Source organism: Actinoplanes sp. NPDC020271 (assembly GCF_044388125.1).
GTDB lineage: Bacteria > Actinomycetota > Actinomycetes > Mycobacteriales > Micromonosporaceae > Actinoplanes.
Window position 1 is genome coordinate 257799 of record NZ_JBIRWQ010000008.1, and the last position, 26677, is coordinate 284475.

Here is a 26677-nt window from a genome sequence, read left to right on the forward strand (position 1 = left end):
CTCGGTGAGTAGCTCGAAAGCAGTCGGGTATCCGCCGCTTCATGCGAGTGCTGGGAATCAACGCGATCTTCCACGATCCGGCGGCGGCGCTGATCGTGGACGGTCAGGTCGTGGCCGCGGCCGAGGAGGAACGCTTCAGCCGGCGTAAGCACGGGAAGCGGCCGGTGCCGTTCGCCGCGTGGGAACTGCCGGAGCTGTCGGCGGCCTGGTGCCTGGCCGAGGCGGGGCTGCGTCCGGGCGATCTGGACGCGGTCGCCTACTCGTTCGATCCGGGGATCAGCCGGGACGCCGCCGATCTGGGACTGAACGACCCGTGGGATCACCTGCGGATCGACTACGCGCGCCGGGCGCCGCAGTTCCTGGCCGCCGCGCTGCCGGGCCTCGACCCCGAGCAGGTGAGATTCGTGCCGCATCACGTGGCACACGCCGCGTCGGCGGGACTGTCCGTGCCGGACGACAACGCCGTGCTGGTGCTCGACGGGCGCGGGGAGGTCGCCGGTCACCTGGCCGGTGCGTACCGCGGCGGCGAGCTGACCGTGCTGCGGACGCAGGAACTGCCGCACTCGCTGGGGCTGCTCTACGAGGATCTGACCCGTCACCTGGGCTTCCTCCACTCCAGCGACGAGTACAAGGTGATGGCCCTGGCGTCGTACGGAAGCCCGAAGTTCCTTGATCTTCTGCGGGAACTCATCAGGACGACCGGCGACGGCGGGTTCGTCGTGGACCGCATCGACTGGAGTGCGCTGGCCAAACCGTGCGCACCCGGCGGGGAGCTCACCGAAGCGCACGCCGACCTGGCCGCGAGCGTCCAGAAGCGCCTCGAGGAGGTCATCCTCGACCTGGCCCGATGGACGTTCGAGGCGTCCGGCGGCCTGCCGACGCTGACCATGGCCGGTGGCACCGCGCTGAACTGTGTCGCGAACGGGCGGGTCGCCGCGGAGGGGCCGTTCGAGCGGGTGTGGGTGCAGCCGGCCGCCGGTGACTCCGGTACCGCGCTCGGCTCGGCGCTGACCGTGCACGGGCAGAGCATCCCGTTCACCACGGCGGCGCTCGGGCGCGGCTGGTCCGACGAGGAGCTGGAAGCCGAGCTGCAGCGGGCGGCGCTGCCGTACACGCGTCCGGAGTCGATCGCCGCCGAGGCGGCCGAGGTGCTGGCCCGCAACGGGATCGTCGCCTGGTACCAGGGGCGCAGCGAGTACGGCCCGCGCGCGCTCGGCCACCGCTCGCTGCTCGCCCACCCCGGACAGTCGGACACGCAGCGGCGGATGAACGACGTGAAGGGCCGCGAGCAGTTCCGCCCGATCGCGCCGATGGTCCGCGCCGAACGTTTCCACGATCTCTTCGACGGGGTCTACCCGAGTGAGTACATGCTCTTCGTTCACCGGGTCAAACCTGATTGGCGTGACCGGATCCCGGCCGTCACCCACGTCGACGGCACCGCGCGCGTGCAGACCGTCCACCACGAGACCGAGCCGCTCGTCGCCGCGATGCTCGCCGAGTTCGAGCGGCTCACCGGCCTGCCCGTGGTCGTCAACACGTCGCTGAACACGGCCGGGCGGCCGATGGTCGACACGCCGCGCGAGGCGATGGAGCTGTTCGGCTCGGCGCCGGTCGACCTGCTCGCGATCGGGCCGTTCGCGGTCCACCGGGCGCAGGCGTTCGGCGCGTGATCAGCATCGTGGTGCCGACGCTCGGCCGGCCTTCGCTGCGCGTCCTGCTCGATGCGCTCCCGCGGGACGCGGAGATCATCGTCGTCGACGACCGCCCCGGCAACCCGCCGCCGCTGGAGACGCCGGCCTGGGCCGAAGTGGTGAAAGGGCCCGCGCGGGGTCCGGCCGCGGCGCGCAATGCCGGTTGGCGGGCCGCTCGCAACGACTGGATCGTCTTCCTCGACGACGACGTGGTGCCGGAACCGGACTGGGCCGATCGCCTGGCCGAGGACCTGGCCGGCGCGGGCGATGACGTGGGCGGCATCCAGGGCGTCCTGCACGTGCCGCTGCCGGGCGACCGCCGGCCGACCGACTGGGAGCGGGTCACCGCGGGGCTCGCCGACGGCAAGTGGCTGACCGCGGACATGGCGTACCGCCGCGAGGCTCTGACCGCCGTCGGGGGCTTCGACGAGCGCCTGCCGCGCGCCTTCCGCGAGGACGCCGAGATCGCCTTCCGGGTTCGCCGGGCCGGATGGCACCTCCGGGCCGGCATTCGCAAGATCATTCATCCCGTACGCCCGGAGACGCGCTGGGTCAGCCTCCGCACCCAGCGCGGCAACGCGGACGACGCCCTGCTCCGCAGTCTCTACGGTCCGTACTGGCGCAGCCTGCTGGAGATCCCGCCCGGCCGGCGCCCCCGCCACGCGGCGATCACCGCCCTGGGCCTGGCCGCGCTGGTCGCGGCCGTGGCGGGTCGTCGGGGCTGGGCTCTCGTCGCGGGAGCCGGGTGGGCCGCGGGAACCGCCGAGTTCGCGGCGGCCCGGATCGCGCCCGGCCCGCGCGACCGGCGGGAGGTCACCACCATGCTTCTGACCAGCGCCGCGATCCCACCGGTGGCGGTCGCGCACTGGCTGCGCGGCTGGTGGCGCTGGCGCACCGCAACCCCGGCCCGGGTCACCGGCAACACCGCCGCCGGGAGCGACGTGGCCGCACCGAAGGACGCCGGCACCAGCGTGGGGACCAGGGCGGTGGCCGTCTGATGTCACGGCTCTACGACGCCGTTCTCCTCGACCGGGACGGCACGATCATCGTGGACGTCCCCTACAACGGGGACCCGTCCCGAGTCGAGGCGATGCCCGGTGCCCGAGCCGCGCTGGACCGGCTGCGTGCCGCCGGACTCGAGCTGGGCGTGGTCACCAACCAGTCCGGCCTGGCCCGCGGGAAGTTCGACGCGGACCAGCTCGCACAGGTCAACCAGCGGGTCGAGGAACTGCTCGGAAAGTTCGGCACGTGGCAGATCTGCCCGCACGACGACACCACCGGCTGCGACTGCCGCAAACCCCGGCCCGGCCTGGTCCACGCCGCCGCGGCCGCGCTCGGGACCGTTCCGGAGCGCTGCGTCGTGGTCGGCGACATCGGCCGTGACATGGAGGCCGCGCTCGCGGCGGGCGCTGCCGGGATCCTCGTACCGACCGGGGTCACGCTGACCGGTGAGGTCGAGGCCGCGCCCGCGGTCGTCGGCGATCTGGCCGCGGCGGTCGACCTGATCCTCGCCCGGGAGGACCTGGTCAGGGCGATTCCCCGGCCACGCAAGGCCGGGACCGTGCTCGCGGTGCGCTCCGACTCGGCCGGGGACGTGCTGGTCACCGGCCCGGCGATCCGCGCGGTGGCGCACGGCAGCGAACGGGTCGTCCTGCTGTGCGGTCCGCGCGGGCGGGCGGCGGCCGAACTGCTGCCCGGCGTCGACGAGCTGATCGAGTGGAAACTGCCGTGGATCGACCCCGAGCCGGATCCGGTTCGCGACGCCGGCCTGGACGGCCTGGTCCGCCGGGTGCGGGAGGCGCGGGTGGACGAGGCGGTGATCTTCACGTCGTACCACCAATCGGCTCTGCCCCTGGCCCTGCTGCTGCGGGAGGCCGGCGTGGAGCGGATCACCGCGATCAGCGAGGACTATCCCGGGTCGCTGCTCGACGTGCGGCATCGCGGCGTGCCCCGAGGGGTGCCGGAGCCGGAGCGGGCGCGCAGCGTCGCGGCGGCCGCGGGCTTCACGCTGCCCGATACCGACGACGGTGGCCTGCGGGTGCGCGGGGTGCGGCGGCGGGGCCCGGGCGACTACGTGATCGTGCACCCCGGCGCCAGCGTCGAGGCCCGCTCCTGCCCACCCGACCAGCTCAGGGCGGCCGTCGAAACCCTCGCCGGTGCCGGCTTCCGGGTCCTGGTCACGGCCGGTCCCGGAGAGGAACAGCTTGCGCAGTACGTCGCCGACAACGCCGCCGACGTCGAAACGCCCCCTACGCTGACCGAGCTGGCCCAGCTCCTGGCCGACGCCGCGTGCCTGGTCGTCGGCAACACCGGGCCGGCCCACCTCGCCGCGGCCGTCGGGACACCGGTGGTGAGCTTGTTCGCGCCCACCGTGCCGTACGCGCAATGGGGTCCCTATCGCGTCCCGGCGGTGCGTCTCGGCGCTGCCGGAGCTCCGTGTCGTGACACCCGGGCGACGGTCTGCCCGGTGCCCGGCCATCCCTGCCTGTCCACCGTCGGCCCGGAGGAGGTGCTCGCAGCCGTGACCCGGCTCGGCGCCCGCCCGGCCGGGCTCGTCCGAGAGGTAGCTGCTTGAACATCCTGCTCTGGCACGTGCACGGCTCCTGGACCACCTCGTTCGTCCAGGGCAAGCACCGCTATCTGATTCCGGTCAACGAGGCCCGCGACGCGTGGGGCCGTGGTCGTGCCCGCACCTTCGACTGGCCCGACACCGTCGAGGAACTGCCGCTGGAGGAGATCCGCGACGCGGACCTGGCGATCGTCCAGCGGCCCGAGGAGATCGACCTGCTGCCGCCCAGCCTGCCGGTCGTCTACGTGGAGCACAACACCCCGAAGGGGGACGTCCCGAACACCCGGCACCCGATGGCCGACCGCGACGATCTGATCATCGCGCACGTCACCCACTTCAATCAGCTGTTCTGGGACACCGGGTCGACCCCGACCACGGTGATCGAGCACGGTGTGGTGGAGCCCAAGGCCCGCTATACCGGCGACCTGGGACGGCTGGCGATCGTCACCAACGAGCCGGTCCGCCGCGGCCGGGTGACCGGAACTGATCTGTTCGAACGGTTCACGCCGGTCGCGCCGCTGGACGTGTTCGGCATGGGTGTACGCGACCTCGACGGCCCGCGGATCGCGGCCCACGAGGACCCGCCGCAGGCGGCGATGCACGAGCAGCTCGCCCGCCGCCGCGCCTACCTGCACCTGTGCCGGTGGACCTCGCTCGGGCTGAGCCTGATCGAGGCGATGCAGATCGGGATGCCGGTCCTCGCACTGGCCACCACCGAGGCGATCGCCGCGATCCCCGAGGGCGCCGGGGTGCTCTCCACCCGCGTCGACACGCTCGTCGAGGCCGCCCACTGGCTGATCGAGGAACCCGACCAGGCCCGCCGGATGGGCGAGAAGGCCCGTCGCGTCGCGCTTGCCCGGTACGGCCTCGACCGATTCCTGGCCGATTGGGATCACCTTCTGGAGGGGCACACATGCGCATCGCGATGATCTCCGAACACGCCAGCCCGCTCGCCGTGCTCGGCGGGGTCGACGCGGGCGGCCAGAACGCGCACGTCGCCGAACTGGCCGCGGCGCTCGCCGCCGACAGCCACGAGCTGCGGGTCTACACCCGGCGCGACGACCCGTCCCTGCCCGAGGTGGTGCCCTTGGGGGAGCAGGTCGACGTGGTGCACGTGCCGGCCGGCCCGGCGACGCCACTGCCCAAGGACGAACTGCTGCCGTACATGGGCGGCTTCGCCGAGTGGATGGCCCGGGACTGGCAGGGCACCTGGAAACCGGACGTGGCCCACGCGCACTTCTGGATGAGCGGGCTGGCCACGGTCACCGCGGCGCGCCGCTGCGACGTGCCGGTGGTGCTGACCTACCACGCGCTCGGCTCGGTCAAGCGCCGTCACCAGGGCGCGGCCGACACCAGCCCGGCCCACCGGATCGGGTACGAACGTCAGCTCGGCCGCGTCGTCGACCGCGTCATCGTGCAGTGCCAGGACGAGGTGCGCGAACTCGTCGCGCTCGGCGTCCCGCGGTCGCGGACCACGCTGGTGCCGTCCGGGGTCAACACCGAGCGGTTCCGCAAGGACGGGCCGGTCGCCCCCGGCGGAACCGGCCGGCGGATCCTCAGCGTCGGGCGGCTCGTCCCGCGCAAGGGCTTCGAGGAACTGATCCGTGCGCTGCCCGAGGTGCCCCGGGCCGAACTGGTCGTCGTCGGCGGACCGGCCGCCGACCAGCTCGACCAGGACCCGTACGCCCAGCAACTGCTCCGGCTGGCCAAGGAACACCACGTCGAGGACCGGGTGCACCTGGTCGGGTCGGTGCCCGCGGCCGACATGCCGGCCTGGTACCGCTCGGCCGCCGTCGTCGCCGCCACCCCCTGGTACGAGCCGTTCGGGCTCACCCCTCTCGAAGCGATGGCCTGCGGCGTGCCCGTGGTCGCGACCGCGGTCGGCGGCCTCACCGACACCGTCGTCGACGGCGTGACCGGCGACCTCGTGGCGCCGCGCGACCCGGCCGGGCTCGGACTCGCGCTGCGACGGCTGCTCGGCGACGAGAGCCGGCGGCTCGGCTATGCGGCGGCCGCGGCGGACCGGGCGCAGAACGCGTACGCCTGGCCGAAGGTCGCCGCCCGGATGAGCGCCGTCTACGCCGGTGTGGCCGCGATCCCGGCGGCGGTGGCATGATGACGGATCCACTGGACCGGCACCTCAGCGCGCTCGGGGCGTCGCTCGCGGCGTACCGGACGGTCGCCGCCCGCCTCGCCGACTGGGGCGCCGACCTCGCCTGGCACCTCGGCAAGGGCGGCCGCCTGCTGGTCGCCGGCAACGGTGGCAGCGCCGCCGAGGCCCAGCATCTCGCCGCCGAACTGGTCGGCAAGCTGCGCGAGGACCGGATGCCGCTGTCCGCGATCGCGCTCACCGCGGACTCGTCGGCGGTCACCGCGATCAGCAACGACTACGGCTTCGACGAGGTGTTCGCCCGTCAGGTCCGGGCCCACGGGCGGCCCGGTGACGTGCTGCTGGTGATGTCCACCAGCGGCCGTAGCCCCAACCTGGTCGCCGCCGTGCACGCTGCCCGCGAGTGCGGGATGCGCACCTGGGCGATGGTCGGGCCCGGCCCGTCACCGGTCGGCGACGCGTGCGACGAGGTGCTGCACTGCCCGTCGCCGGAATCGCAGGTGGTCCAGGAACTGCACCTGGTCTCGGTGCACGTGATGTGCGAGCACATCGATCTCGCCCTGCCCCGCGTGCTGGGCCGGGAACCGGAGGGGACGACCGTGGAGAAACCACTGCTGGTCATCGTCGGCGACACGCTGCTCGACCGGGACGTCGAAGGCGCGGTCCACCGGATCGCCCCGGATGCCCCGGCGCCCGTGCTCGACGAGGAATCCGTCTCGGAACGACCCGGCGGTGCGGGACTGGCCGCGCTGCTCGCGGCCGGTTCCGAGGACTACCGGGTCGCGCTGGTCACGGCACTGGCCCAGGACGCCGCCGGGGCCCGGCTCAGCGAACTGCTCACGGCCGCCGGCATCGAGGTGTACGCGCTGCCACTGCCCGGCGCCACGCCACAGAAGATCCGGATGCGCTCGCGCGGTCAGGTGCTCATGCGCCTCGACCGCGGCGGGCCGGCCCAGCCGCCCGGCAACGCCCCGGACGGGGTCCTCGACGTGCTCGGCGCGGCCAAAGCCATCCTGGTCAGCGACTACGGGCGCGGAGTGGCCCGGCACCCGGCCGTCCGCGCCGCGCTGGAGGCGGCGTCCGCGCCGATCGTCTGGGACCCGCACCCGGCCGGGCCGCCGCCGGTGCCGGGGGTGCGCCTGGTGACGCCGAACCTGGCCGAGGCGGTGAGGTCCACCGGGGACGCCGGGCACGGATCCGCACTGAGCACGGCCCAGCGGACCGGGCAGAAACTGCGCGACGAATGGCGGGCGCAGGCGGTCGTGATCACCTGCGGGCCGCACGGCGCGATCCTGAGCCAGGCCGGGCCGACCCCACTGGTCATCCCGGCGCCCGCGGACGCCGGCGACGCCGACACGTGCGGTGCGGGGGACCGGTTCGCGGCGGCCGCGGCGCTGGCCCTCGCCGACGGTGCGCTGGTCTCCGAGGCGGTGCAGGACGCGGTCGACGCGGCCACGGCCTACGTGCTGGCCGGCGGCGTCAGCGCGGCCCTGTCCACCGACCCCACGCCGCCGGTGCCGGTCGAGCGGATCGGCGCCGATGCCGCGGGGCGGCTCGCGGCCACGATCCGCGAACGCGGCGGTGTCGTCGTGGCCACCGGCGGATGCTTCGACCTGCTGCACACCGGCCACCTCGCCACCCTGCGCGCCGCCCGCGGACTCGGCGACTGCCTCATCGTGTGTCTCAACAGCGACGATTCCGTACGGGGGTTGAAAGGCCCCGACCGTCCGATCAACTCGCAGACCGACCGGGCCCGCCTGCTCGCCGCCCTGGACTGCGTCGACGCCGTCGTCATCTTCGACGAGCCGAACCCGGAGGCGGTGCTCTCCTGGCTGCGGCCCGACGTCTGGGTCAAGGGCGGCGACTACGCCGAACTGCCCGAAGCCGAACTCGTCAAGCGGTGGGACGGCCAGACGGTGATCGTGCCGTACCTGGACGGTCGCTCCACCACCCGCACCATTGCCGCGGCCCAGGCCGCCACCACCACCACGAGCGGAAGGTAACCATGGACGCAGTCATCGTCACCGGAGGATCGAGCGGGCTCGGTGCCGCCGTCGTCGACGCCGTGCTCAAGACCGGCGGACGGCCGTTCGTCATCGATCGTCAGGCGCCCGCCCGCGACGGGGTGCCCTGGGTGGAGTGCGACCTGGCCGACACGCGCGCCGCCGAACAGGCCACCCGCAAGGCGATCGAACAGGCCGGGGGAAGTGTCAGCGGGGTCGTCACCGCGGCCGGTTTCGACGTGCCGGGGGCGCTTGACGACGTACCCGGGGAAGTCTGGGATCGGATCGTCGCTGTTGATCTTCTGGCCACCGCGGCAGTCGTTCGCGCGGCGTTGCCCGCCCTGAAGGAATCGCACGGGACCGTGGTGACCATCGCGTCGACGCTCGGGATCAAAGCCGTCTCCGACGCCACCGCCTACTGCGCGGCGAAATTCGGGGTCGTCGGCTTCACCCGGGCGCTCGCCGCGGAACTCGCCGGGCAGGTCGGGGTCACCCTGATCATCCCGGGCGGGATGCGGACCAAGTTCTTCGACGAACGCGAAGAACGGTACAAGCCGGGACCGGACGCGAAACTCAACGACCCCGGCAACGTCGCCGACGCGATCCTGTTCGCGCTGCAACAGCCGGCCGGATGCGCGGTGCGGGAACTCGTCATCGCCGGGGAGACGGAAACGTCGTACCCGTGATCCTGGTTCTCCGGGCCCTCGGCGTCGGCGACCTCGCCACCGGTGTGCCGGCGCTGCGGGCCCTGCGGCGCGCATTCCCGTCCGACGAGCTGGTGCTGGCCGCGCCCGCATGGTTGACGCCGCTGATCACCCTGATCGGCGGCGTCGACCGGATCCTGCCCACCCCCGGACTGGGGCCGGCCTCGTGGCCGATCGACGCGCCGTCGCTCGCGGTCAACCTGCACGGCAGCGGGCCGGAATCGCACCGGATGCTGCTCGACGCCCGGCCCGGGAAACTGTGGGGCTTCCGGAGTGAAGTCCACGCCGACGGGCCGGACTGGGTCGTCGAGGAGCATGAAGTACCGCGGTGGTGCCGGATGCTCGGCTACTACGGGATCGTCGCGGACCCGGCCGACCTGCGGCTCGCGGCGCCGGACGGGCCGAAGGGGCTGACGATCGTGCACCCCGGGGCCAAGTCGGCTTCGCGGCGGTGGCCCGTCTCGCGGTACGCGGCGGTCGCCCGGCGCCTGCGGGACGCCGGGCACACGGTCGTGGTGACCGGTAGTGCCTCGGAGCGGGAAGTGGCCGGCCGGGTCGCGGCGGAAGCCGGCCTCGACGCGTCGGCGGTGCCCGCCACCGATCTCGGGGAACTCGCCGGTATGGTCGCCCACGCGCGCGTAGTGATCAGCGGGGACACCGGGATCTCGCATGTGGCCACCGCGTACGGGACGCCGTCGGTGACGTTGTTCGGGCCGATGTCGCCCGCGTACTGGGGGCCGCCGGCGGACCGGCCGTGGCACCGGGCGATCTGGCACGGCACTCGCAGCGAACGCGGCGACCTGCCCGGGGAGCAGGTGCATCCGGCGTTGCTGCAGGTCGGCGTGGAAGAGGTCCTCGACGCTGCGGCGGCGGCGCTGGCGCGTTCAGCAGATCAGCAGCCCTCAGTACCTGAACTTGTGCCGGGCGCTGCGACGATTCACCCAGGCCGGTAACTCGCCCCGGTTGTCGCGCCGGGGGTGCTGCTCGTCCGGATCAGGGCCGCGGGGGAAATCCCGCATCGTCACCACGAAGCCCTGGACCAGGCGGTCCTCGCGCAGGTCGCGGTACGTGGCCTCGACCATCACCTGGCCACCGCCGGCGCGTACCAGCGAGCAGAACACCACCCCGTCGCCGGCGCCGCGGAACGCCTGACGCAGCTCGTGGCGATCGTCGGGGTGCACGAGGTCGGCGAGGGTGGCCATCGGCGGAAGTTCGTCGACGCCGAGCAGCTCCCGCAGCGACGGGCTGGCGTACCGGATGCGCTGGTCCTCGTCGATCACCACCATCTTGTCGGTGGTGTTGCGCACCACCGCGCGCAGATAGAGGTCGCTGTCGCGGCGGCCGACCGCCTCCATCAGCGAGATCCGGTCCAGCGCGAGGGCTGCCTGACCGGCCAGCACCTCGAGAGTGTCGCGACTGGCGGTGAGCGTGTCCCGGCGACCGGTCAGGATCAGGGCACCGCCGCTGGGCCGGGCGACGGCGAGCGGTTCCAGCCAGAGCGGGCAGACCAGTGTCGCGCAGTCGTGCCCGGCCTCCTCGATCCACCAACTGCGGTGTGGCGAACCGGACTCCCCTTGGACCGTGAGGCCGCGGTTGTCGGTGGCGAAGACCGCGCTGCGGACCGTCTCCGGTGGCATGAGCTGGGCAATCGCGACCTGTACGGCCTCGTCGACGGCCTGCGGGTCGGCGGCGGCGACCAGTGCCGCGCTCGCCTGCCGCAGGCCGCGCTCACGGGTCAGCGCCTGCCCGTTCAGGGTCACCGCGTCGGTCAGCCGGGTCACGGTCAGCAGCAACGTGATCGCGCCGGCCGCGGCGATCACCACGCCGTCGCCGACCTGGCCGTTGACCGCCTCGATCAGCAGCACGAGCGGCGGGGTGGCGACCGAGATGCCCAGCAGCGTGGCCCATCGGCCGAGCCACGGGGCCGGGCGCGGCGCGGTCGGCTCGGTGAGCCGGACCATCGACGGGTGCAGCGCGGCCGCACCCCAGGCCAGGTAGAGCACCACGAAACCGGACTCGCTCAACCGGCCCGGCCACAGCGGCTGCACGACGTCGCTGACCAGGACACCGACCGCGCCGACGACCAGCAGCACGGCCGACGGGTTCCGGCCCGCGGCGGCCAGCAGCCGGGCGACGACCGCGAGCAGGAGCAGGGCACCCATGATGTACGCCCCGGAGACCTCCCCGATCCGGCCGCCGTCGCCGATGACGAACACCCAGACGACCAGCATCACCGAACACGCGAACGCGAGCAGGTCGATGAGCCGGGCCCGGTCGACCAGGCTCGCACCGACGCGGGTCAGCTGCAGCAGTACGCAGGCGACCAGCGCGAACATCACGTAGAAGCAGAAGTTGGCGATGCCGGGCCGGCCCAGCGCGGTCAGCACGTCACCGCAGCAACTGGCCACGATGGCGCCGGCGAGCAGCAGCCACGGCGCTGTCCGGGCCGGACGGTGACGGCGGACGCCGTGGAGGACGGCGGCCGCGCTGCCGATTCCCAGAACGATCCACTCGACGGCCCACAGCACCACCCACTAGTACCAGCGGCGTTTACGTGTGTCCATCAGGCAGACGGAGCGCCGTGGCTCGCCATGAGGACTGCTTTTGCTGCTTCGCCGGCTCGCATCTGCCGGTGAGGTCGTCGCGAGGCGGTCTCCGTGCCGGCGCGAAGTGCGCTCACGGTGGCGCTGCTACGGGCGTACGGGAAGAAGGGTTTGATCCTGGGTTTGGGCACACCTCGTGGTGGGCGGCGCGGCTACCGTGAGGGCATGGCCCCTGCGACGAGGGATTGGCGCGGGCACGTCATCGTGTGCGGGCTCGACGACGTCGGCCTGCGGACCGTCGAGCAGCTGTACCATGCCGGCGTCCGCGTCGTCGTGGTCGAGGACATCGCCGACCCGCGCCTGGTCAGGGTGGTGCGCGGGTGGGGTGTGCCGGTCGTGGTCGGCAGTCCGCGGCTGCAGGAGACCCTGGACGAGGCGGGGCTGCCCGGCGCGGTCGCGGTGATCTGCGTGCTCGCCGACGACCTGCACACCCTCGAGGCGGCGCTGCTGATGCGGGAGCAGCGCGACGACGTACGCGTCGTGGTGCAACTGCGGAACCCGGCGGTCGGCCGGGCCCTGTCCGCGATGCAGGTCAGCGTCCTCGACGTGGCCGGCCTGTCCGCTCCCTCGGTCGTCGAGGCGTGCCTGCGGACGGGCACGCACGAGCTGGACCTCGACGGCCGGCCGTTCGTCGCGGCGCAGGTGCTGGCCGAGGATTCCGGGACACTGCGATCGCGGTACGGGTCCCTCGCGCCCCTGGCGATCACCCCGCACGACGGCGGTGAGGTGGTGATCTGTCCCGGTCGTGACCATCCGATCCGGGCCGGCGACCGGGTCACCCTGCTCGGCACGCCGGAGGAACTCGCCGCGGCGCGGGTGGTCGACGGGGACGAGACGCCGGCCGGCGCCGGGCCGGGACGGCTCGCCCGGGCCGTCGAACTGGCCGGATCGGTGCTGCGGGCGTTGGACCGGCGGATCGCGTACGCGCTGGTCGCCCTCATCACGCTGCTCAACATCTCGGTTCTCGTGCTGCAGCTCGGCTACCGCGAGCCGGACGGCACCCGGATGACACTGCTCGACGCGCTCTACTTCTCGGTCGAGTCGATCGCCACGGTCGGCTACGGCGACTACAACTTCCGTGATCAACAGGCGTGGCTGCGGATGTTCGCCATCGGACTGATGGTGGTCGGCGCATGCTTCGCGGCCACCTTCATCGCGCTGCTCACCAACGTGCTGGTGTCCATCAAGATCCAGGAGGCGCTCGGGAACCGGCTGCTCGACCAGCTCACCGACCACGTCGTCGTCATCGGGATCGGCTCGGTCGGCGCGAACGTCGTCGAACGCCTCCGCGCGGCCGGCACCGAGGTCGTCGTCATCGAATCCGACGAGAACAATCGGTACGTCGACCAGGTGCGCGACAGCGGCGTCCCGGTGATCATCGCGGACGCGACGCTGGCCCGGACCCTGGACCGCGTCCAGCTCATCTCGGCCCGCGCGGTCGCCGTCCTGACCAGCGACGATCTGGTGAACCTGGAGACCGGGCTCGCGGTGAAGGACCGCCTCGGTGACCGGTGGGGGTCGGTTCCGGTCGTGCTGCGACTCTTCGACCGTACGCTCGCGGACACCGTCGAGCACACGCTGAGCCTCGGCGTCACCCGGTCCACGGCGGCCCTCGCGGCACCCTGGTTCGTCGGGGCGGCACTCGGGCTCGACGTACTCGCCACGTTCTACGTCGGATCACAGTTGATGCTGGTCGGGCGATTGACCGTGGCGCCCGGGGGCGGGCTCGACGGACTTGCCATGCAAGACCTTTCCGCGCGTACGAGGGTGGTGGCGATCCGGCGGACCGACAGTGACGGGGTTCTGGAGCACCCGCCGCGGCGGGATACCCGGTTCGCTGCCGGGGATCAGGCGTTTCTGATCGGGCCGTACGAGGAGTTGCTGCAGGTCTTGCGGCGGGATGCGCTCTCGACGGTCGGGCTGGAACCGGGCGGGGCTGCTGCTGTGCCTGAGGCTGCCTCCGCGCTCGGGGCTGCTCCCGCGCCTGAGGCTGCCTCCGCGCTCGGGGCTGCTCCCGCGCCTGAGGCTGCCTCCGTGCTCGGGGCTGCTCCTGCGCCTGAGGCTGCCTCCGCGCTCGGGGCTGCTCCCGCGCCTGAGGCTGCCTCCGCGCTCGGGGCTGCTCCCGCGCCTGAGGCTGCTTCCGCGCTCGGGGCTCCTTCTGCGGTCGGGGAAAATGTCGTACCCGGTGGATAGGTTTCTCCCGACTGAAGGCGAGCTTGTCAGGAGGGCCGATGTACCGGCAGGGCGATGTGCTGATCATCCCGGTTGACCAGGGCGACGTGCCCGCGTGCGCGCCCGTTCCCCGTGACCGGCGCGGCCGGATGGTGCTGGCGCGCGGCGAGGCGACCGGGCACGCGCACGTGATCGGCGGCCCGGGGGTGCGACTGCTCGCCGACCTCGACGATCCGGAGGCGATGTTCGTCGACGTGCCGACGCACGCGCGGATCTCGCACGAGGAGCACGGGCCGATTCCGCTGCCGTCCGGGCACTACCGGGTGGTCCGCCAGCGGGAATACGTGCCGGGCTCGTTCCGGCCGGTCGCGGACTGAGCGGGGCGGGCGATGAGACTGACCCACGAGCAGGAGGCGATGGCCGCGGCCGTCGAGGACCAGTGGCTGGCCGCGGCGGTCGACACCGGGCCGGGGGATCGGGCGGCGGCCGAGGCCGGGGTGCGGGAGGCGTATCGATTGGCCGGCCTGCCCGAGCCCGAGCGGATCTACTGGCTGGGCTCGCCCCGCGCCGGAGCGGTGGCGACGGCACTTCTCGCGGCCGGTGATCTCCCGGGTGAGACGTCGACGCCTACTCACGCGCTCGGTGAGGTGGGCGCGCCGGCACGGGCGGCCCTACTCGCGGATGGTGAGGTCGAGAGGCCGGCCTGGGCTGCTGCGGTGGTGGCCGAGCTGCGAGCGCAGGGGTGGACGCCGGGGGAGACCGCCGGGGCCTCGATGCGGCGCCAGGTGCGGACCGAGCCGTGGGCCTCCGCGCGGAAAGGCGCGGTCGAAGCGCTCGGGTCCGACGGCTGGGCGCAGCTCAGCGCGGCCGCGGGCCGCCGGTCCTGGGGTCTGGTGATGGACCTCGTCGCGAGCCGGCTGCGGCTGCGGCTCGGTGACGACCTGGTCGCCGACCTGCCCGACGAGGCCGGGCGGGCAGCGCGGCGGCCGGTGCTCGACGCGATCTACGGGCAGCACGACGGGGCGTGGCTGAGCACGTTCGACGCCGCCGACCGGCTGTGCCCCGAGGCCGGGCTGATGAGCCGGCTGACCGGTCTCGCCCAAGTCGCGCGGCACACCGGCTGGTGGTGGGCGAACGAGCGGGTCGCCGTCCTGACCGAGCGCCCGCGGCTGCTGGCCCGCGACAACGTCGGCCGCCTGCACCGGGGCGAGGGCGCCGCACTGGAGTTCGCCGACGGCTACGGGCTGTGGGCCTGGCGCGGCATGCCGATCCCGGTGAGCCTCGCCGCCGAGCTGCCGGCGCTGACCGTCGACCGGATCCGGCAGGAGGACAACGCCGAGATCCGGCGGGTCATGCTGGAGCACTTCGGATATGAGCGCTACCTGCGGGAGGCCGGCGCGCGGCAGCAGGGCACGGACGAGACCGGCACGCTGTGGTGGCTCGACCTGCCCGGCGACGAACCCCTGGTCATGGTCGAGGTGGTCAACTCCACCCCGGAGCCGGACGGGACCAGCCGCGTCTACTGGCTCCGCGTCCCACCCCGGACCCGGACGGCGCGGGAGGGTGTCGCGTGGACGTTCGGTCTCACCGCCGAGGAGTACCAGCCGATGATCCAGACCTGACCCGTGGGCCGCTTCGGCAGGTGTGGCATCATCCGATCATGTCGATGTCTGGACTTCGCCGTCGTAGTGTCCTGGCCGCGCTCGGCGCCGCCGCAATCCCGGCGGCGGTCACCGCCGGTGCGCGTCCGGCCCTCGCCGCCGACGACACCTATCCGTCCAACACCGCGCTGTACGCGGACCCGGCGCTCATCGAAGGCGCCGACTACGCCCGCCGGTTCCAACGCCTCGCCGCGGTGGACGACAGCGGTGCCTTCCCCGACACGGCGATCATCGCGCTGCACGGCGGCGGCATCGAACCCGGCACCTCCGAACTGTGCCTGGCCATCGCCGGATACCACCCGGCGAGCCGGGCGGTGACCGGCGCACCGGTCTACGACTACTGGATGTTCGAAGGCATCCGATCCTCCGGGAACGCCGCGCTGCACGTCACGTCGGTGCACTGCGACGACCCGGTCGCGGTGGCACTGGTCGCCGGCAGCCGCCGGACGGTGTCCCTGCACGGATGCTCACCGGCCGAGGCGGGTCTGGCCGCCAACACCGCGGGTGTACTCGTCGGTGGTCTCGACAACCGGCTCAAGGCGACGGTGCTGGCGGCGTACCGGGCGGCTTTCGCCGGCACGGACGTCACCGTGCTCGACGCAGCCGGCGTGCCGGACCTCAACGGCGACGAGCCGGCCAACATCGTCAACCGCAACCTGCGCGGCGCCGGGGTCCAACTCGAGCTGACCACGCCGCTGCGTAACCGGATGTTCGGCACTAACACCCGCAAGGACCGCGGGTCGACGGTCCTGGCCCCGTTCACCACTTTCGTGAACGCGACTCGCGCGGCCCTCGCCTCCTGACCCTTCGAGCCGCGTGGTCGTGCTTCGAGCCGCGTGGTCGTGCCCCGAGCCGCGCGGCGGACACGGCTGAGTCGGTTCGCGTGGTCGCGCCGCGCACGCGGGCACCGCAACGCCGGGCGGTGGCGCGACGCTCGCCGGGTGGTGGCGCGACGCCCGCCGGGTCCCGCGCCCAGCCGCATGGCGACGTGGCGGCGCTGCCAAGCCCGGCCGCGTCACCGCGTTCGGCCGTCACGCCCAGCCCAGCCGTCACGCCCAGCCCAGCCGTCACGCCCAGCCCAGCCGTCACGCCCAGCCCAGCCGTCACGCCCAGCCGAGCCGCCATGCCCGGTCGTGCCGTCATGCTCGGCTGTGGCGGCGCGACCGGGGCCGCGGACGCCTCTATGGCCGTCCGGAGGGCTGGGACCCCGGGGCGTTGCTGGTCACGGCGGCGACCAGCCGGCTCGGAGGGCGGCCACCTGGGCGTCGTAGGTGTCGAGCCCGTCCTCGGAAAGCACCCGTGGCAGAAGGTCGCCGAACGCGTTCACCTCGGCCACCGCGTGCTCCCGCCATCCGGTGCGGAACATCAGGTCGACGCCCGCGTGCAGCGTCCCCGGGAAGCACCCCGCTGCACGGACGCACGTGTCCATGGCCGCCTCCCACTGCTGCTCACCGACCGCGGCCCGGACGGCGGTGACATCCCCGCGGGCGTTGCCGAGATGCAGGTTCGTCATCGGTGAACGGCTGGTGCGGACGACGACATGCCGTGCCCGGCCGGCGATCACAACTACGCGCAGGTCGAGGACACGGCCGTCGAGGGCCGCTTTCGGGTACCAACACTCGACGTGCAACCCGTCCGGCGCCAGACGATCGATGATCGCGGCGATCGAGGCTTCCTCGTCATAACGACGTACGCGCAAATTGTTGAAGATTTTGCCGTTGGAGAGTTCGACCGAGGTCATCGCCATGATCCGTCGCCCGGCCGGAGTGTCGCGGCGGCCTCCGACCGCCAGCGCCAGCACCCCGGAGGCCGACGACCCGTAGGCCGCTTTGACGAAGACCCGGCTCCACCCAGCACTGTCCATGGCCGCTCGCAGCGACTCGTAGCCGGTCACCGACCCCGCCGACGAGGGTAGGGCAAGGCCGGGAGTCAGCGGGGCAAGGCTGGGAGTGGGCGGGGCAAGGCTGGGAGTGGGCGGGGCAACGCCGGGAGTGGGCGCGGCAACGCCGGGAGTGGGCGGGGCAACGCCGGGAGTGGGCGCGGCAGCACGAGCCAGCGCCGGGACGGGAGCCTCCAAAGCGGGCGGCACAGCAATTCCGGCACCGGCCAGCGCTGCGTGACACCTCGGTTTGGCCGTCATCGTCAGAATGTCCGCCGGCTGGTTCAGCAGCGTCCCCCCACCCGCCGCAATCCGTTCCAGCGCCATCGACAACCCCGTGAACCCAGCCGCCGCCCCCCGTATCTCCCCGTGCGCGGCCGCCCGATGATCCCCGCCAAGCCCCCGCAGCAGCCGATCCACCTCGGCGTTCTCCCCCGGCGACTCGATCCGCACAAGTGTTCCCGGGCCGGGAACCCGCCCGGGAACCAGCACGTCCCGCCACGCGAAGACCTCCGGCGCGCGCAGCCCGGCCCGTTCGACGGCGGCGCTGAACAGGGCCACCCGCCGATTCTCCGGGTTGCCGACGACGGCGAGCCGCACGTCACTCAGCGCAGACCGTGTAACGACCCCAACGCTCCTCTTTCTGCTGGTCGGAGACGTCCACCGCCACGCCGGGCAGTTCGTCCACCACCCGCTGCGCCATTTCCGCGCTCATGAAGTGGTGGTGCAGGTCGAGCGTCGCCAGGTGGGTGAGTGGCTGCCCGGCGAGCAACGCTTCGGCCCCGGCGTCACCGAGCGCGCCCAGGGACAGGTCGAGCCGGTCGAGCCGGGCGACCACGGGCGCCGCGGCGACAGCCGCCGCCACCTCGTCGGCGATCTCCGCGTTGCAGAGGCCGAGGTGGCGCAGCGCCGGGAGGGAACGCCCGCCGAGGATCGTGGCAAGGTCGTCGGCGCGGGCGTCCCCGCCGTAGGCGGCGACGCCCAGCCACAGCTCCAGGTGCTCGAGGCCGGGCAGGTCGCAGGCGCTGACGGCCCGGATCACGGACGCCGGCAGGCCACCGGACTGCAGGACCAGCTCGCGCAGCCCCGGATAATGTCCCGGTTTGAGCTCCAGCCCTTGCGAGCCGCGCACCCACAACCGCTCCAGCTGCGGAAACGCCTCCAGCAGGGGCGTGAGGTCGTTGTGGTTGATCCACGAGATCTCGCACTGCTCATAGGTCATCTCGCCGATGAACAGCGCCCGCAGCGCACTGAACCGGGTCACGTCGCGCATCAGCAGCTCGGCCGGGAACTCCGAGTCGTAGGCCGAGCCCCACTCGCCGACGACCAGCGCCGCGGGCCCGCCCGGACCGGCCCGCTCCAGCACCTTCTCCAGGGCGGCCTCGAACTCCGGCACGTCGGCCTCGAAGTCCTCCATGTCGATGCGCCAGGCCACCGCGGCCGGGTCGGCCGGCTCCCGCTCGTCGTCCACCTCGACGATCGGCAGCCCGGCGAACGTGGTCAGGTGCTCGTTGATGGTCACAGGACTCCTTCGGCCGCAAGGCAACAGGTGCCGGAACCCGACAGTGCCGGAACGCTAGCAAGCCCCACCGACACTTTTCGCCAGGACCCGTTTCCCGGTTCGTGTTCAAGCCGCCGCCCGGGCGATCCGGACTGTCTGATCAGGGACGAAGCCCTCGACGCCCCAGTTGATCACTTTCAGTATTTGCGACCTGACTGACGGCAAACGCCCGCCCGGAATGTATCTGCGCTGGCCGGCGGCGCATCTCCTTCTTCGACAACGCTTCGACCGGATTCGAGGTTGACCATGACGTCCACCACGCGACTCAACTGCATCATGCCGCCGTTCATCCTGACCCGGCTGCTCGACAGCGACAACGCGGACATCCGCAAGGCGGCCCTCTCCACCCTGCTCACGACTGCGCAGCTGCGTGGTGAGCGGACCGTTCGCAACCTGATCGCCCGCGTGCTCGCCGTGCCCGGCGACGGCCGCCGCAGCATCTACGACTGCAAGCACTCCACGATCCTGCCCTCGGCGAGGATGATGCGCTCGGAGGACGACGAGCCGGTCAAGGACGCGGCGATCAACCAGGCGTTCGACGGTTTCGGCGCCACCCGCACGTTCTACCGTGAGGTCTTCCAGCGTGACTCGATCGACGACCGCGGGATGCGGTTGCAGGGCTACGTGCACCGCGGCACCCACTACAACAACGCGTTCTGGGACGGTCAGCAGATGGTCTTCGGCGACGGGGACGGCCAGGTGTTCTCCGGGCTCACCGGCTCGCTCGTCGTGATCGGGCACGAACTCGCGCACGGTGTCACCGAGCACACCGCCGGCCTGGAGTACCGCAACCAGTCCGGCGCGCTGAACGAGTCGCTCTCCGACGTGGCCGGCTCGATGATCAAGCAGTGGTCGCTGAAGCAGACCGCGGACCAGGCCGACTGGCTGATCGGCTCCGAGATCTTCACCCCGTCGATCGACGCGGACGCGTTGCGCTCGATGAAGGCACCGGGCACCGCGTTCGACAACAAGCTGTTCGGCAAGGACCCGCAGCCCGCTCACATGGACCATTTCGTCGAGCTGCCGGACACCGAGGACGGCGACAACGGCGGGGTGCACGTCAACTCGGGCATCCCGAACAAGGCGTTCTATCTGGTGGCGACCGGGATCGGCGGGAACTCCTGGGAGGCTCCCGGGCACATCTGGTATGAATCGATGCGGGCGTCGACGCCGACCACCGACTTCCAGGGCTTCGCCGACACGACGTTCGCCAAGGCCGCGGAGCTCTTCGGCGCGGGCAGCAGCCAGCAGCAGGCCGTGAAGGAGGCGTGGGCGCAGGTGGGCATCTCGATCACCACGACACCGACCCTGGTCGGTCGCGGCTAGATGCGGGTTTCCCTCACGACGCACGGCGGGCTGGCAGCCCCGATCGTCCGGCGGCTGCCGCCCCGCGTGCTCGACACCGACCGGCTCCCGGACACTGACGCCCGGGAGCTGCGTCGCCTGGTCGCCGCCGCGACCGAGAACCCGGGCGGCGCGCGTCCGGGGTCGCGCGCACGCGACGTCATGACGTACACGATCACGGTTGACGACGGCCCGCACTCGGTGACGCTGACCAGCGCCGACACGTCGATGTCACCGGCATTCGGGGCCCTGCTGACCTGGGTCGAGCGGCGCACCGCCGGCTGACCGGCAGCTGGACCCGCGGGGTGCCGTCTTCGCCGGTTCTCACACTGGTGCAGGAATCGGGAAGTTCGGCGCCGGTGAGGTCGGCCCGCCTGATCCCGGCCGGGTCGCCACCCGCTGCCGGGGCGCCGGTAGTGCCCGTCAACCGCGGCCCAGCGCCGCATACCCGGCGATCAGGATGTCGACGGCCTGCGTGAACCGGGAGTCGAAGTCGAGACCGGCCCGCGTCCGGATCACCTCGACGAGGTTCGGGAACTCGGCCGGGTCCAGTTCGCCGGAGCGCTGGTCCAGATCCGGCTCGGTGCCCTCGTGGCCCGGGGTCTGCCCGGCCTCGGCCAGGGTGTGACCGATGGTGAACGTGGCAATCACGTTCACCACGTCGAGGGCCCGGCCCAGGGGCAGCCCGGCCGCGCGCATCGCCGCCAGCCACCGTTCCGACATCCGCAGCGCGTCAGGCGAGTTGACCGGCCGGGTCGCGGCGAGCGGCAGCACGCCCGGGTGGGCCAGCAGCGCGGCCCGCAGCGCGTGCGCGAAGTCTCGCAGCCAGGCCGTCCAGTCGTCGCCGGTCGGTTCGCCGAGGTTGCCGAATGCGGTCTCCATCACCCGGTCGACCAGGCCGTCGAGCAGCGCGTCCTTGTTCGGCACGTGCCGGTAGAGCGACATCGCCTCGACGCCCAGCGCCGCCCCGAGTTTGCGCATCGACAGCGCCGGGAGGCCGTGCGCGTCGATGTAGTCGAGCGCCGCGTCGAGAATTTTCTCCCTGCTCAGGCCAGCTTTCATGATGCCTCTCTTGACGATGCTTACGGCGTAAGCCATCCTAGCCCAAGGAGTTTGCTTACACCGTAAACATGCTGGGAGATCGTGATGATCGCGCTTGCCCTGACCGTCGTCCTGGCCGCCGTCGCGTACCACGCCGTCATGACGCTGGTCGATCTGTATCCGTTCAACAACGTGCGCGGTGCCAAACGCTCGGAGCAGCTCACCGAGGTGGCCGTGAACGCGCCGGTGATGGCGTTGCCCGCGATTCTGCTCGGCGCCGGGGCAGCGACCGGGCTGCCGTGGCTCGGCTACGCCGGTGGGGTGATCGAGCTGCTCGCGGTGCTCGGCGGCCTGCTGCTCTGGTGGTCGCCCTACCTGGCCGGGGTCACGATGCCGTGGGCAACCGCGGGCACCGGGACGACCTGGCCGGAACTGCACGCGCGCACCTATGCGAGCACGGTCATCGTCCTGCCGCGCATCGGCGAGCGCCCGCGCCCGAATCTGGAACACATGGTCCTGCACGCACTGATGCTCGCCGCGTCCATCGCCACCTTCGTCGCCGCGAACACCATGCGATGAGCCCGTCGGTTGACCTCCGGCTCCAACCTGGCGTCCGCGCGGACCAATCCGCTGCGTCATCCAGGTCGACAACGGGTCATGGTGGCGTCGGATCGGAGTACGTCCTCCGCGTTCGTGCCGGTCTCGTGCAGGCGCGCTTTCACTACGTGGTCCGCGAAGCGATCCCGCAGACGAGATGGGTGGCCGAGGTCGATCGAGCGAGCCAGTACGCCGGAGTTCAGTGCGCCGAACTCGTGCCCGAAGCGGAAAGCACACTGCTGCGGTGGACCGTGACTCAGCCGACCGGCCGTTCCACCCGTCGTCTTCTGACTGCGTGGCGCGAGCGCGCGTTGAGCAAGTGGCTTGCCGCTGTCGACCGTCACTCACGATTCACGCCGGGCGGCACTGCCTGAGCATGACGAGCGCTCATCGGGCAGATCCGGACATCAGCCGTGCAGTGTGAGTGACTCAATGTAACTACGCGGGTCGCTTCGAGCGCGGATGGCGGCAGACCCGCGCGCTCGATCATGGACCTCGGGTGTCAGGCGGCAACCTGAGTCAGTCGCCGATGAACCACAGATACAGGTGCAGCCCGCGTTCAACGAGTTGGCACAGCTCACGGGCTTGAGTGACCCAGTCACCCCCCAGGTCGGCAGGAAGCCGGTCGAGCTCCGTCATCAGCAGCGGTACCTGCCGCTGATTGAAGACCGCATCCCCATACGGTGTCAGGGCCCGGAGCATCGGGAACCCTGCCGGGTCCAGACTGGCGAATCCGGCCGTCCACTCCACGCCGGCCTCGGCGCGAGCCACGACGTTCCCGCTGTCACCGCGCACCGCCATATTGATCATCAGTTGAGCCTAGCGAGTAGGGCAGCAGAGCCATCAGTGGCGGCCGCCGCCATGGCTTCCTGATTGTGCGGATCGCGGCAGTTGAGTAAGTCGGTGGCGGGTAAGGCGATGCGTAGGATCCGCGCATGGATCTTGCAGAGTTCGAGGCGCTGGCGGAACCATTGCTACAGAAGTCGGCCGCGGACCAAGCCGAGTACGGGTTCGCCCTTGTTGAAGGCCATACCGTCGCTGCTGAAGAGATCAGAAGCGTCGAGTGCGAAATAGCGGTGGCTCTCCCGGACAAGTACAAATCGTTCATGATGCGCTACGGCGGCGGTGTCTTTGGCTTTGTGGAGTTGTTCCCGGTCGCACCTGTGTCCTCGGCGGCTGAGGACCTCCGCACCATCAACGACCGGGAGTTTCCCAGCCGCAGCTTTGTAGCCGTCGCCCCGGTCGGCACCGGCGACCACTGGGGTTTCCCGGTGAACGACGGCCGGTGCAGCGAGCAGGTCTGGTTCCACTTCCACGACGCCGGCAACGAGGAAATCGTCGCCGGAGACTTCCTTGAGTTTATCGCCAGCCGCGGGCTCAAACCCTGACCACAGCCGGCTGTAGGAGCCACTCGACGCTGCCAGGCGGAGGGCTACTTTCGGCAGATCCGGACGCCGAGGGGATCACGCCGGCTTGCGCCATGTAGAAACGTGGCTCTCGGAGTCGTTCGTGAAGGGGCCGCCGTTCCAGTCGGCGACACGTTGCTCGAGATGCATCCCGGCGAGCTGTGCCATCAGGTCGCATTCGGCTGGCCAGAGGTAGCGGAAATTGCTCTCGCCATAGGTCACTGTGCCATCGGAGTGTCGTCGGTAGTGATGCGACGTGCCTTGTTGAGTGGCCATGTCATAGGTGTCGAAGCCGACGTGGTGCCGGCCGACGTGGAAGGGCACTGCCGCCTGCCCGGGCGGAAAACGCCGGATGCCGGGAACCCACAACTCGATGACGAACCGTCCGCCCAGAGCGAGGTGACGAGCAGCGTTGCGGAAGCAAGCGACCTGCTCAGCCTGGGTGCGCAGGTTTCCGATGCTGTTCCAGACCAGGTATACGAGCGAAAACTGCCCGGGCATCGTGCTGGTCGCCATGTCGCCGACCACAACGGGAATGTCTGCCCGCTTCTTTTGCAGCTGGTCAACCATAGGCTGCGAAAGCTCGATGCCGGATACCGACACGCCACGTTCCGTCAAAGGTATAGCCACCCGCCCGGTACCGATCGCGAATTCTAGTGCGGGACCGTCGCCTGCCAGGTCGGCGAGAAAATCGACCGCAGGATCGAGCACTTCGGGGGTGAACATGAAGGCGGACGTCTCGTCGTAACGCTCAGCCGTCTCGGCCTCCCAGAGGTCGCTGCTTGTCATCCGAGCAGCCTCGACCATGATGGCCATCACCAGCCACCGATTTCTCGGCGAGGCACTCAACTCGGCAGATCCGCGCACTTGATGGGCTCGTCTCTCATCGGCTGGCTTGTGACTGGGCGTCATCCGGCGCTTCGGTAAGTGACGCTTCGGCATGCTGAAGCATGCCAGCCGTGTCCGGCGTCTATCGATGGTCGTTATGGCGGGCATGGCTGACCGAGTAGAAGCGGTCGATGTGTTGGCCGGTTTCGTGAGCAGCTCTACCGATGCGAGACTCGGCGGCCGGATGCGTTGTTCGAGCTGGTCGATGCGCTGTTGTGCACCGAGGACCCGGTCAAGACGCTGGTCGGGTTGTCGCTGGCTCCGGAGCATCGGCGTGGCCACGGTGCGTTGTATGACGCGCTGAATCACGGTCGCATCGAGGTCGAGTCGCTGCGCCGGCAGCTGGCCGGGACTCCGTTGCCGCGGGCGGCGGACGGGCGTCCGGTGCTAACGGTGGACGTCTTGCCGTGGCTGCGGCCGGACGGCAACTGCGGTCCGCAGCGCTCGTTCTGCCACACCTACGGCGGCGGCAGGGACGAACACCGCATGATCCCCGCCAGTTGGTCGACCGCCTCACCGAAGCCGGACAGTGGCAGCCCGGCGACCGCGACATCCTGATCGTGCTCGACGCAGGTTACGAAGCCCCGTGTATCGCCTGGCTGCTACGGGACCTGCCGGTGGAGATCCTGGGCCGGACGCGCTCCGACCGAGTGCTACGCCAGCCTACGCCGGTAAGGATCTACAACCCTGAAGGCGGTCGGCCGGCCGAGTGCTACGCCGGCCTACGCCGGCAAGGGTCTACAGCCCTGAGGGCGGTCGGCCGGCCGAGCACGGCAAGCCCCGCCGAACCGGTTGAACGACAAGCCAACCGATTGGCGCGTACGACGGAGCGGCTCCCCGCCGTACGCGCCAATCGGTTCTCATCGTCGCTGGGCCGGAACCCGCCGGTGCAGCGGGACCGGTGGAAGGGTGATCGTCAACGGCCGGAGCGGCGCCGGCGTGACCGGAAGTGACCAGTCCATGCGCCAGGCCGGGCGCAGCACGGCGGCGAGGTAGGCGATGCCGCACACCCACAGCGCCGTGTCGAGTCCGCCGAGGTTGAGCAGGACCGCGCCGATCAGGCCACCGACCGGGATGCCGGCCCAGGCCCACGCGTTGATCAGGGTCTGCACGCGCCCGCGCAGCGCGGCCGGGATCTGCTCCACCTGGATCGTCTCCAGCAGCGGGTTGAACAGGCCGGATCCGATGCCGGCGAGGGCGTAGACGGCGATCACCGCCTCCGGTGGCAGCCCGAGCGCGAGCACGATGATCCGGGTCGGGCCGCTGCTCAGCACCCCGATCAGGTATGTGGCGCGGCGTGGCAGCCGGGTCCCGAACCCGGCCGAGGCCAGCGCGGACGCGATCGAGGCGAGCCCGACCGTGCTCAGCGCGAGCCCGACGACGGTCGCGTCGTGGCCGCCGGCGCGGGCCCAGACCGGCAGCAGTACCGCCATCAGCGCCTGGTCGAGCAGGTTGGTGACCACGAACATCGCGGTCAGCGCGCGCAGCGGCGGGTGGGCGCGCAGGAACGTCGTCCCGATCCGCAGCCGCTCGAAGTAGGACTGGTCGTCGCGCCCGCGGTCCCGCACCGGGTCGGTGACCGTCATCGTCACGATGAGTGTGGCTACTCCCAGCATTGATGCGGCTACCCAGAGTGCACGATCGCCACCGAGGGTGGCGACGAGCCAGCCGGCCATCGCCGTGCCGACCGCGGTGGCCGTCCTCTCGACGGCCGTGGCCAGGCCGACACCGCGCGCGGTGGACTGACCGGCGTCGGCGGCGGCGAACGGCACCAGCAGCCGCTTGGCGGCGCTGGCGGGCCCGTCCGCGCAGCCGACGACCAGGAGCATCAGGGTGAGCAGCCAGAGCGGGGGAGTGCCGAACAGGGCCGGGACGACCAGCACGGACGCCGAGATGACGTCCCCGGCCGCGCTGATCCGGCGTGGGCCGACGCGGTCCAGCAGGGGGCCGGCGAGCCACTGCGTGAACGCGTACGGCAGCACCTGGCAGGCGACCACCAGGCCGGTCTGCGCGGCGCTGCCGGTGCGGTCCAGGACCAGCCACGGGACGGCGACGGTGAGCAGGCGGTTCGCGGAGAGCGTGCAGGCCTGCGAACTCAGAACTCCGGACAGTCCACGCCATCTCACCCGGCCATCACCGGCGAGAGCCCGGCATTACGGCGCGGCGGTGCCGCGCGATTGATCAATGACGCCATCGAACATCCTTCGGCAAAAGGCGAGGCGGTTTTCTCGCACCGTAATCGCCGACGGCCACGGCAGGTAGTCGCCGGTCGATTACCGGATAGCCGATATCTGCGGCCACCGATGCCTCGAAGATCGGCTTTCGAGGGCGCTTAGCGCAGGTCAGGCCGCCGAAGGTCAACTTCGGAGGGGTGCGTTTATCGGCTACTCGACTCGCCGAATTGATGTTCCCGAAGTCGCACAGTCAGTCCGTCGTAGGCTTCCTTCG

Annotated in this window: 23 protein-coding genes and 2 pseudogenes; 18 read left to right on the top strand and 7 right to left on the bottom strand. The window is 71.5% G+C overall.

Annotation, left to right across the window (positions count from 1 at the left end; translation table 11 throughout):
• Positions 1–41: 41 nt before the first annotated feature.
• The 9 genes and pseudogenes from ACH442_RS20475 (at position 42) to ACH442_RS20515 (ending at position 10030) form a co-directional block, all read left to right on the top strand.
• Entirely contained in the window at positions 42–1670 is a 1629-nt protein-coding gene (locus ACH442_RS20475; protein ID WP_396339632.1) for a carbamoyltransferase, read from the top strand.
• Positions 1667–2689, top strand: a complete 1023-nt coding sequence (locus ACH442_RS20480; RefSeq protein ID WP_396339633.1) for a glycosyltransferase family 2 protein — start codon at positions 1667–1669, stop codon at positions 2687–2689. The genes ACH442_RS20475 and ACH442_RS20480 overlap by 4 nt, the downstream gene beginning before the upstream one ends.
• A complete protein-coding gene (locus ACH442_RS20485; protein ID WP_396339634.1) occupies positions 2689–4266 on the top strand; it encodes an HAD-IIIA family hydrolase in 1578 nt (525 codons plus the stop codon). The genes ACH442_RS20480 and ACH442_RS20485 overlap by 1 nt, the downstream gene beginning before the upstream one ends.
• On the top strand, positions 4263–5189 hold the full coding sequence (locus ACH442_RS20490) for a glycosyltransferase (RefSeq protein WP_396339635.1): 927 nt from the start codon (positions 4263–4265) through the stop codon (positions 5187–5189). Before ACH442_RS20485 ends, ACH442_RS20490 begins: the two co-directional genes overlap by 4 nt.
• Positions 5174–6376, top strand: a complete 1203-nt coding sequence (locus ACH442_RS20495; protein WP_396339636.1) for a glycosyltransferase — start codon at positions 5174–5176, stop codon at positions 6374–6376. The genes ACH442_RS20490 and ACH442_RS20495 overlap by 16 nt, the downstream gene beginning before the upstream one ends.
• Positions 6376–6972, top strand: a pseudogene (locus ACH442_RS20500) (SIS domain-containing protein); the annotation flags it as partial. The gene ACH442_RS20495 and the pseudogene ACH442_RS20500, both read left to right, overlap by 1 nt.
• Positions 6970–8373: a PfkB family carbohydrate kinase gene (locus ACH442_RS20505; RefSeq protein ID WP_396339694.1), complete on the top strand. Its 1404-nt coding sequence runs from the start codon at positions 6970–6972 to the stop codon at positions 8371–8373. The pseudogene ACH442_RS20500 and the gene ACH442_RS20505, both read left to right, overlap by 3 nt.
• 2 nt (positions 8374–8375) lie before the next feature.
• A complete protein-coding gene (locus ACH442_RS20510; protein WP_396339637.1) occupies positions 8376–9059 on the top strand; it encodes an SDR family oxidoreductase in 684 nt (227 codons plus the stop codon).
• A complete protein-coding gene (locus ACH442_RS20515; protein WP_396339638.1) occupies positions 9056–10030 on the top strand; it encodes a glycosyltransferase family 9 protein in 975 nt (324 codons plus the stop codon). Before ACH442_RS20510 ends, ACH442_RS20515 begins: the two co-directional genes overlap by 4 nt.
• On the opposite strand, the gene ACH442_RS20520 is transcribed toward ACH442_RS20515, so the two are convergent.
• Positions 9980–11605, bottom strand: coding sequence for a PAS domain S-box protein (locus ACH442_RS20520; protein WP_396339639.1), 1626 nt, complete (start codon positions 11603–11605; stop codon positions 9980–9982). The genes ACH442_RS20515 and ACH442_RS20520 overlap by 51 nt on opposite strands.
• 240 nt (positions 11606–11845) lie before the next feature.
• Between ACH442_RS20520 and ACH442_RS20525 the strand changes: the two genes are divergently transcribed.
• From ACH442_RS20525 to ACH442_RS20540, 4 genes are read left to right on the top strand one after another with little or no spacing between them, the layout of a single operon-like run.
• Positions 11846–13873, top strand: a complete 2028-nt coding sequence (locus ACH442_RS20525) for an NAD-binding protein (RefSeq protein ID WP_396339640.1) — start codon at positions 11846–11848, stop codon at positions 13871–13873.
• A 38-nt stretch (positions 13874–13911) separates the two neighbouring features.
• Positions 13912–14229, top strand: coding sequence for a hypothetical protein (locus ACH442_RS20530; RefSeq protein ID WP_396339641.1), 318 nt, complete (start codon positions 13912–13914; stop codon positions 14227–14229).
• 12 nt (positions 14230–14241) lie between these two features.
• Positions 14242–15474, top strand: a complete 1233-nt coding sequence (locus ACH442_RS20535) for a DUF6745 domain-containing protein (RefSeq protein WP_396339642.1) — start codon at positions 14242–14244, stop codon at positions 15472–15474.
• Between the two features lie 38 nt (positions 15475–15512).
• A complete protein-coding gene (locus ACH442_RS20540; protein ID WP_396339643.1) occupies positions 15513–16316 on the top strand; it encodes a poly-gamma-glutamate hydrolase family protein in 804 nt (267 codons plus the stop codon).
• A 419-nt stretch (positions 16317–16735) separates the two neighbouring features.
• Here the strand turns inward: ACH442_RS20540 and ACH442_RS20545 are convergent, their stop codons facing one another.
• Together ACH442_RS20545 and ACH442_RS20550 are read right to left on the bottom strand one after the other, a co-directional pair.
• A complete protein-coding gene (locus ACH442_RS20545) occupies positions 16736–17992 on the bottom strand; it encodes an STM4014 family protein (protein WP_396339644.1) in 1257 nt (418 codons plus the stop codon).
• Position 17993: 1 nt separating this feature from the next.
• On the bottom strand, positions 17994–18914 hold the full coding sequence (locus ACH442_RS20550; RefSeq protein ID WP_396339645.1) for an STM4015 family protein: 921 nt from the start codon (positions 18912–18914) through the stop codon (positions 17994–17996).
• Between the two features lie 285 nt (positions 18915–19199).
• Here ACH442_RS20550 and ACH442_RS20555 point away from each other — a divergent pair, with 285 nt between their 5' ends.
• Together ACH442_RS20555 and ACH442_RS20560 are read left to right on the top strand one after the other, a co-directional pair.
• Complete coding sequence (locus ACH442_RS20555; RefSeq protein ID WP_396339646.1) at positions 19200–20279, top strand: M4 family metallopeptidase; 1080 nt, start codon at positions 19200–19202, stop codon at positions 20277–20279.
• Positions 20280–20582, top strand: a complete 303-nt coding sequence (locus tag ACH442_RS20560; RefSeq protein WP_396339647.1) for a protealysin inhibitor emfourin — start codon at positions 20280–20282, stop codon at positions 20580–20582.
• Positions 20583–20720: 138 nt separating this feature from the next.
• Here ACH442_RS20560 and ACH442_RS20565 read toward each other — a convergent pair whose 3' ends face one another.
• Positions 20721–21359 carry a TetR/AcrR family transcriptional regulator C-terminal domain-containing protein gene (locus ACH442_RS20565; protein WP_396339648.1) on the bottom strand — a complete coding sequence of 213 codons (639 nt, stop codon included), beginning with the start codon at positions 21357–21359 and terminating at the stop codon, positions 20721–20723.
• Between the two features lie 84 nt (positions 21360–21443).
• Between ACH442_RS20565 and ACH442_RS20570 the strand changes: the two genes are divergently transcribed.
• Positions 21444–21917 (top strand): hypothetical protein, encoded by a 474-nt coding sequence (locus ACH442_RS20570; protein ID WP_396339649.1) that lies wholly within the window; start codon positions 21444–21446, stop codon positions 21915–21917.
• A gap of 537 nt (positions 21918–22454) precedes the next feature.
• Here the strand turns inward: ACH442_RS20570 and ACH442_RS20575 are convergent.
• A complete protein-coding gene (locus ACH442_RS20575; RefSeq protein WP_396339650.1) occupies positions 22455–22745 on the bottom strand; it encodes a hypothetical protein in 291 nt (96 codons plus the stop codon).
• A 125-nt stretch (positions 22746–22870) separates the two neighbouring features.
• Between ACH442_RS20575 and ACH442_RS20580 the strand changes: the two genes are divergently transcribed.
• Positions 22871–23323 (top strand): SMI1/KNR4 family protein, encoded by a 453-nt coding sequence (locus ACH442_RS20580; RefSeq protein WP_396339651.1) that lies wholly within the window; start codon positions 22871–22873, stop codon positions 23321–23323.
• Between the two features lie 75 nt (positions 23324–23398).
• Here the strand turns inward: ACH442_RS20580 and ACH442_RS20585 are convergent, their stop codons facing one another.
• Positions 23399–24157 (bottom strand): class I SAM-dependent DNA methyltransferase, encoded by a 759-nt coding sequence (locus tag ACH442_RS20585; RefSeq protein ID WP_396339652.1) that lies wholly within the window; start codon positions 24155–24157, stop codon positions 23399–23401.
• A 285-nt stretch (positions 24158–24442) separates the two neighbouring features.
• On the opposite strand from ACH442_RS20585, the pseudogene ACH442_RS20590 reads away from it, so the two are divergent.
• Positions 24443–25182, top strand: a pseudogene (locus ACH442_RS20590) (transposase).
• Here ACH442_RS20590 and ACH442_RS20595 read toward each other — a convergent pair.
• A complete protein-coding gene (locus ACH442_RS20595; protein WP_396339653.1) occupies positions 25090–26355 on the bottom strand; it encodes an MFS transporter in 1266 nt (421 codons plus the stop codon). The pseudogene ACH442_RS20590 and the gene ACH442_RS20595 sit on opposite strands and share 93 nt — an antisense overlap.
• Between the last annotated feature and the right edge of the window lie 322 nt (positions 26356–26677).

Excerpts from the sequence above, each read along its gene's own strand:
- ACH442_RS20570 (WP_396339649.1), top strand. The coding sequence starts at position 21,444 with ATGATCGCGCTTGCCCTGACCGTCGTCCTGGCCGCCGTCGCGTACCAC.
- ACH442_RS20510 (WP_396339637.1), top strand. The coding sequence starts at position 8,376 with ATGGACGCAGTCATCGTCACCGGAGGATCGAGCGGGCTCGGTGCCGCC.
- ACH442_RS20585 (WP_396339652.1), bottom strand. The coding sequence starts at position 24,157 with ATGGCCATCATGGTCGAGGCTGCTCGGATGACAAGCAGCGACCTCTGG.
- ACH442_RS20580 (WP_396339651.1), top strand. The coding sequence starts at position 22,871 with ATGGATCTTGCAGAGTTCGAGGCGCTGGCGGAACCATTGCTACAGAAG.
- ACH442_RS20495 (WP_396339636.1), top strand. The coding sequence starts at position 5,174 with ATGCGCATCGCGATGATCTCCGAACACGCCAGCCCGCTCGCCGTGCTC.
- ACH442_RS20530 (WP_396339641.1), top strand. The coding sequence starts at position 13,912 with ATGTACCGGCAGGGCGATGTGCTGATCATCCCGGTTGACCAGGGCGAC.
- ACH442_RS20485 (WP_396339634.1), top strand. The coding sequence starts at position 2,689 with ATGTCACGGCTCTACGACGCCGTTCTCCTCGACCGGGACGGCACGATC.
- ACH442_RS20555 (WP_396339646.1), top strand. The coding sequence starts at position 19,200 with ATGACGTCCACCACGCGACTCAACTGCATCATGCCGCCGTTCATCCTG.
- ACH442_RS20475 (WP_396339632.1), top strand. The coding sequence starts at position 42 with ATGCGAGTGCTGGGAATCAACGCGATCTTCCACGATCCGGCGGCGGCG.
- ACH442_RS20575 (WP_396339650.1), bottom strand. The coding sequence starts at position 22,745 with ATGATCAATATGGCGGTGCGCGGTGACAGCGGGAACGTCGTGGCTCGC.
- ACH442_RS20535 (WP_396339642.1), top strand. The coding sequence starts at position 14,242 with ATGAGACTGACCCACGAGCAGGAGGCGATGGCCGCGGCCGTCGAGGAC.
- ACH442_RS20560 (WP_396339647.1), top strand. The coding sequence starts at position 20,280 with ATGCGGGTTTCCCTCACGACGCACGGCGGGCTGGCAGCCCCGATCGTC.
- ACH442_RS20525 (WP_396339640.1), top strand. The coding sequence starts at position 11,846 with ATGGCCCCTGCGACGAGGGATTGGCGCGGGCACGTCATCGTGTGCGGG.
- ACH442_RS20540 (WP_396339643.1), top strand. The coding sequence starts at position 15,513 with ATGTCGATGTCTGGACTTCGCCGTCGTAGTGTCCTGGCCGCGCTCGGC.
- ACH442_RS20565 (WP_396339648.1), bottom strand. The coding sequence starts at position 21,359 with ATGAAAGCTGGCCTGAGCAGGGAGAAAATTCTCGACGCGGCGCTCGAC.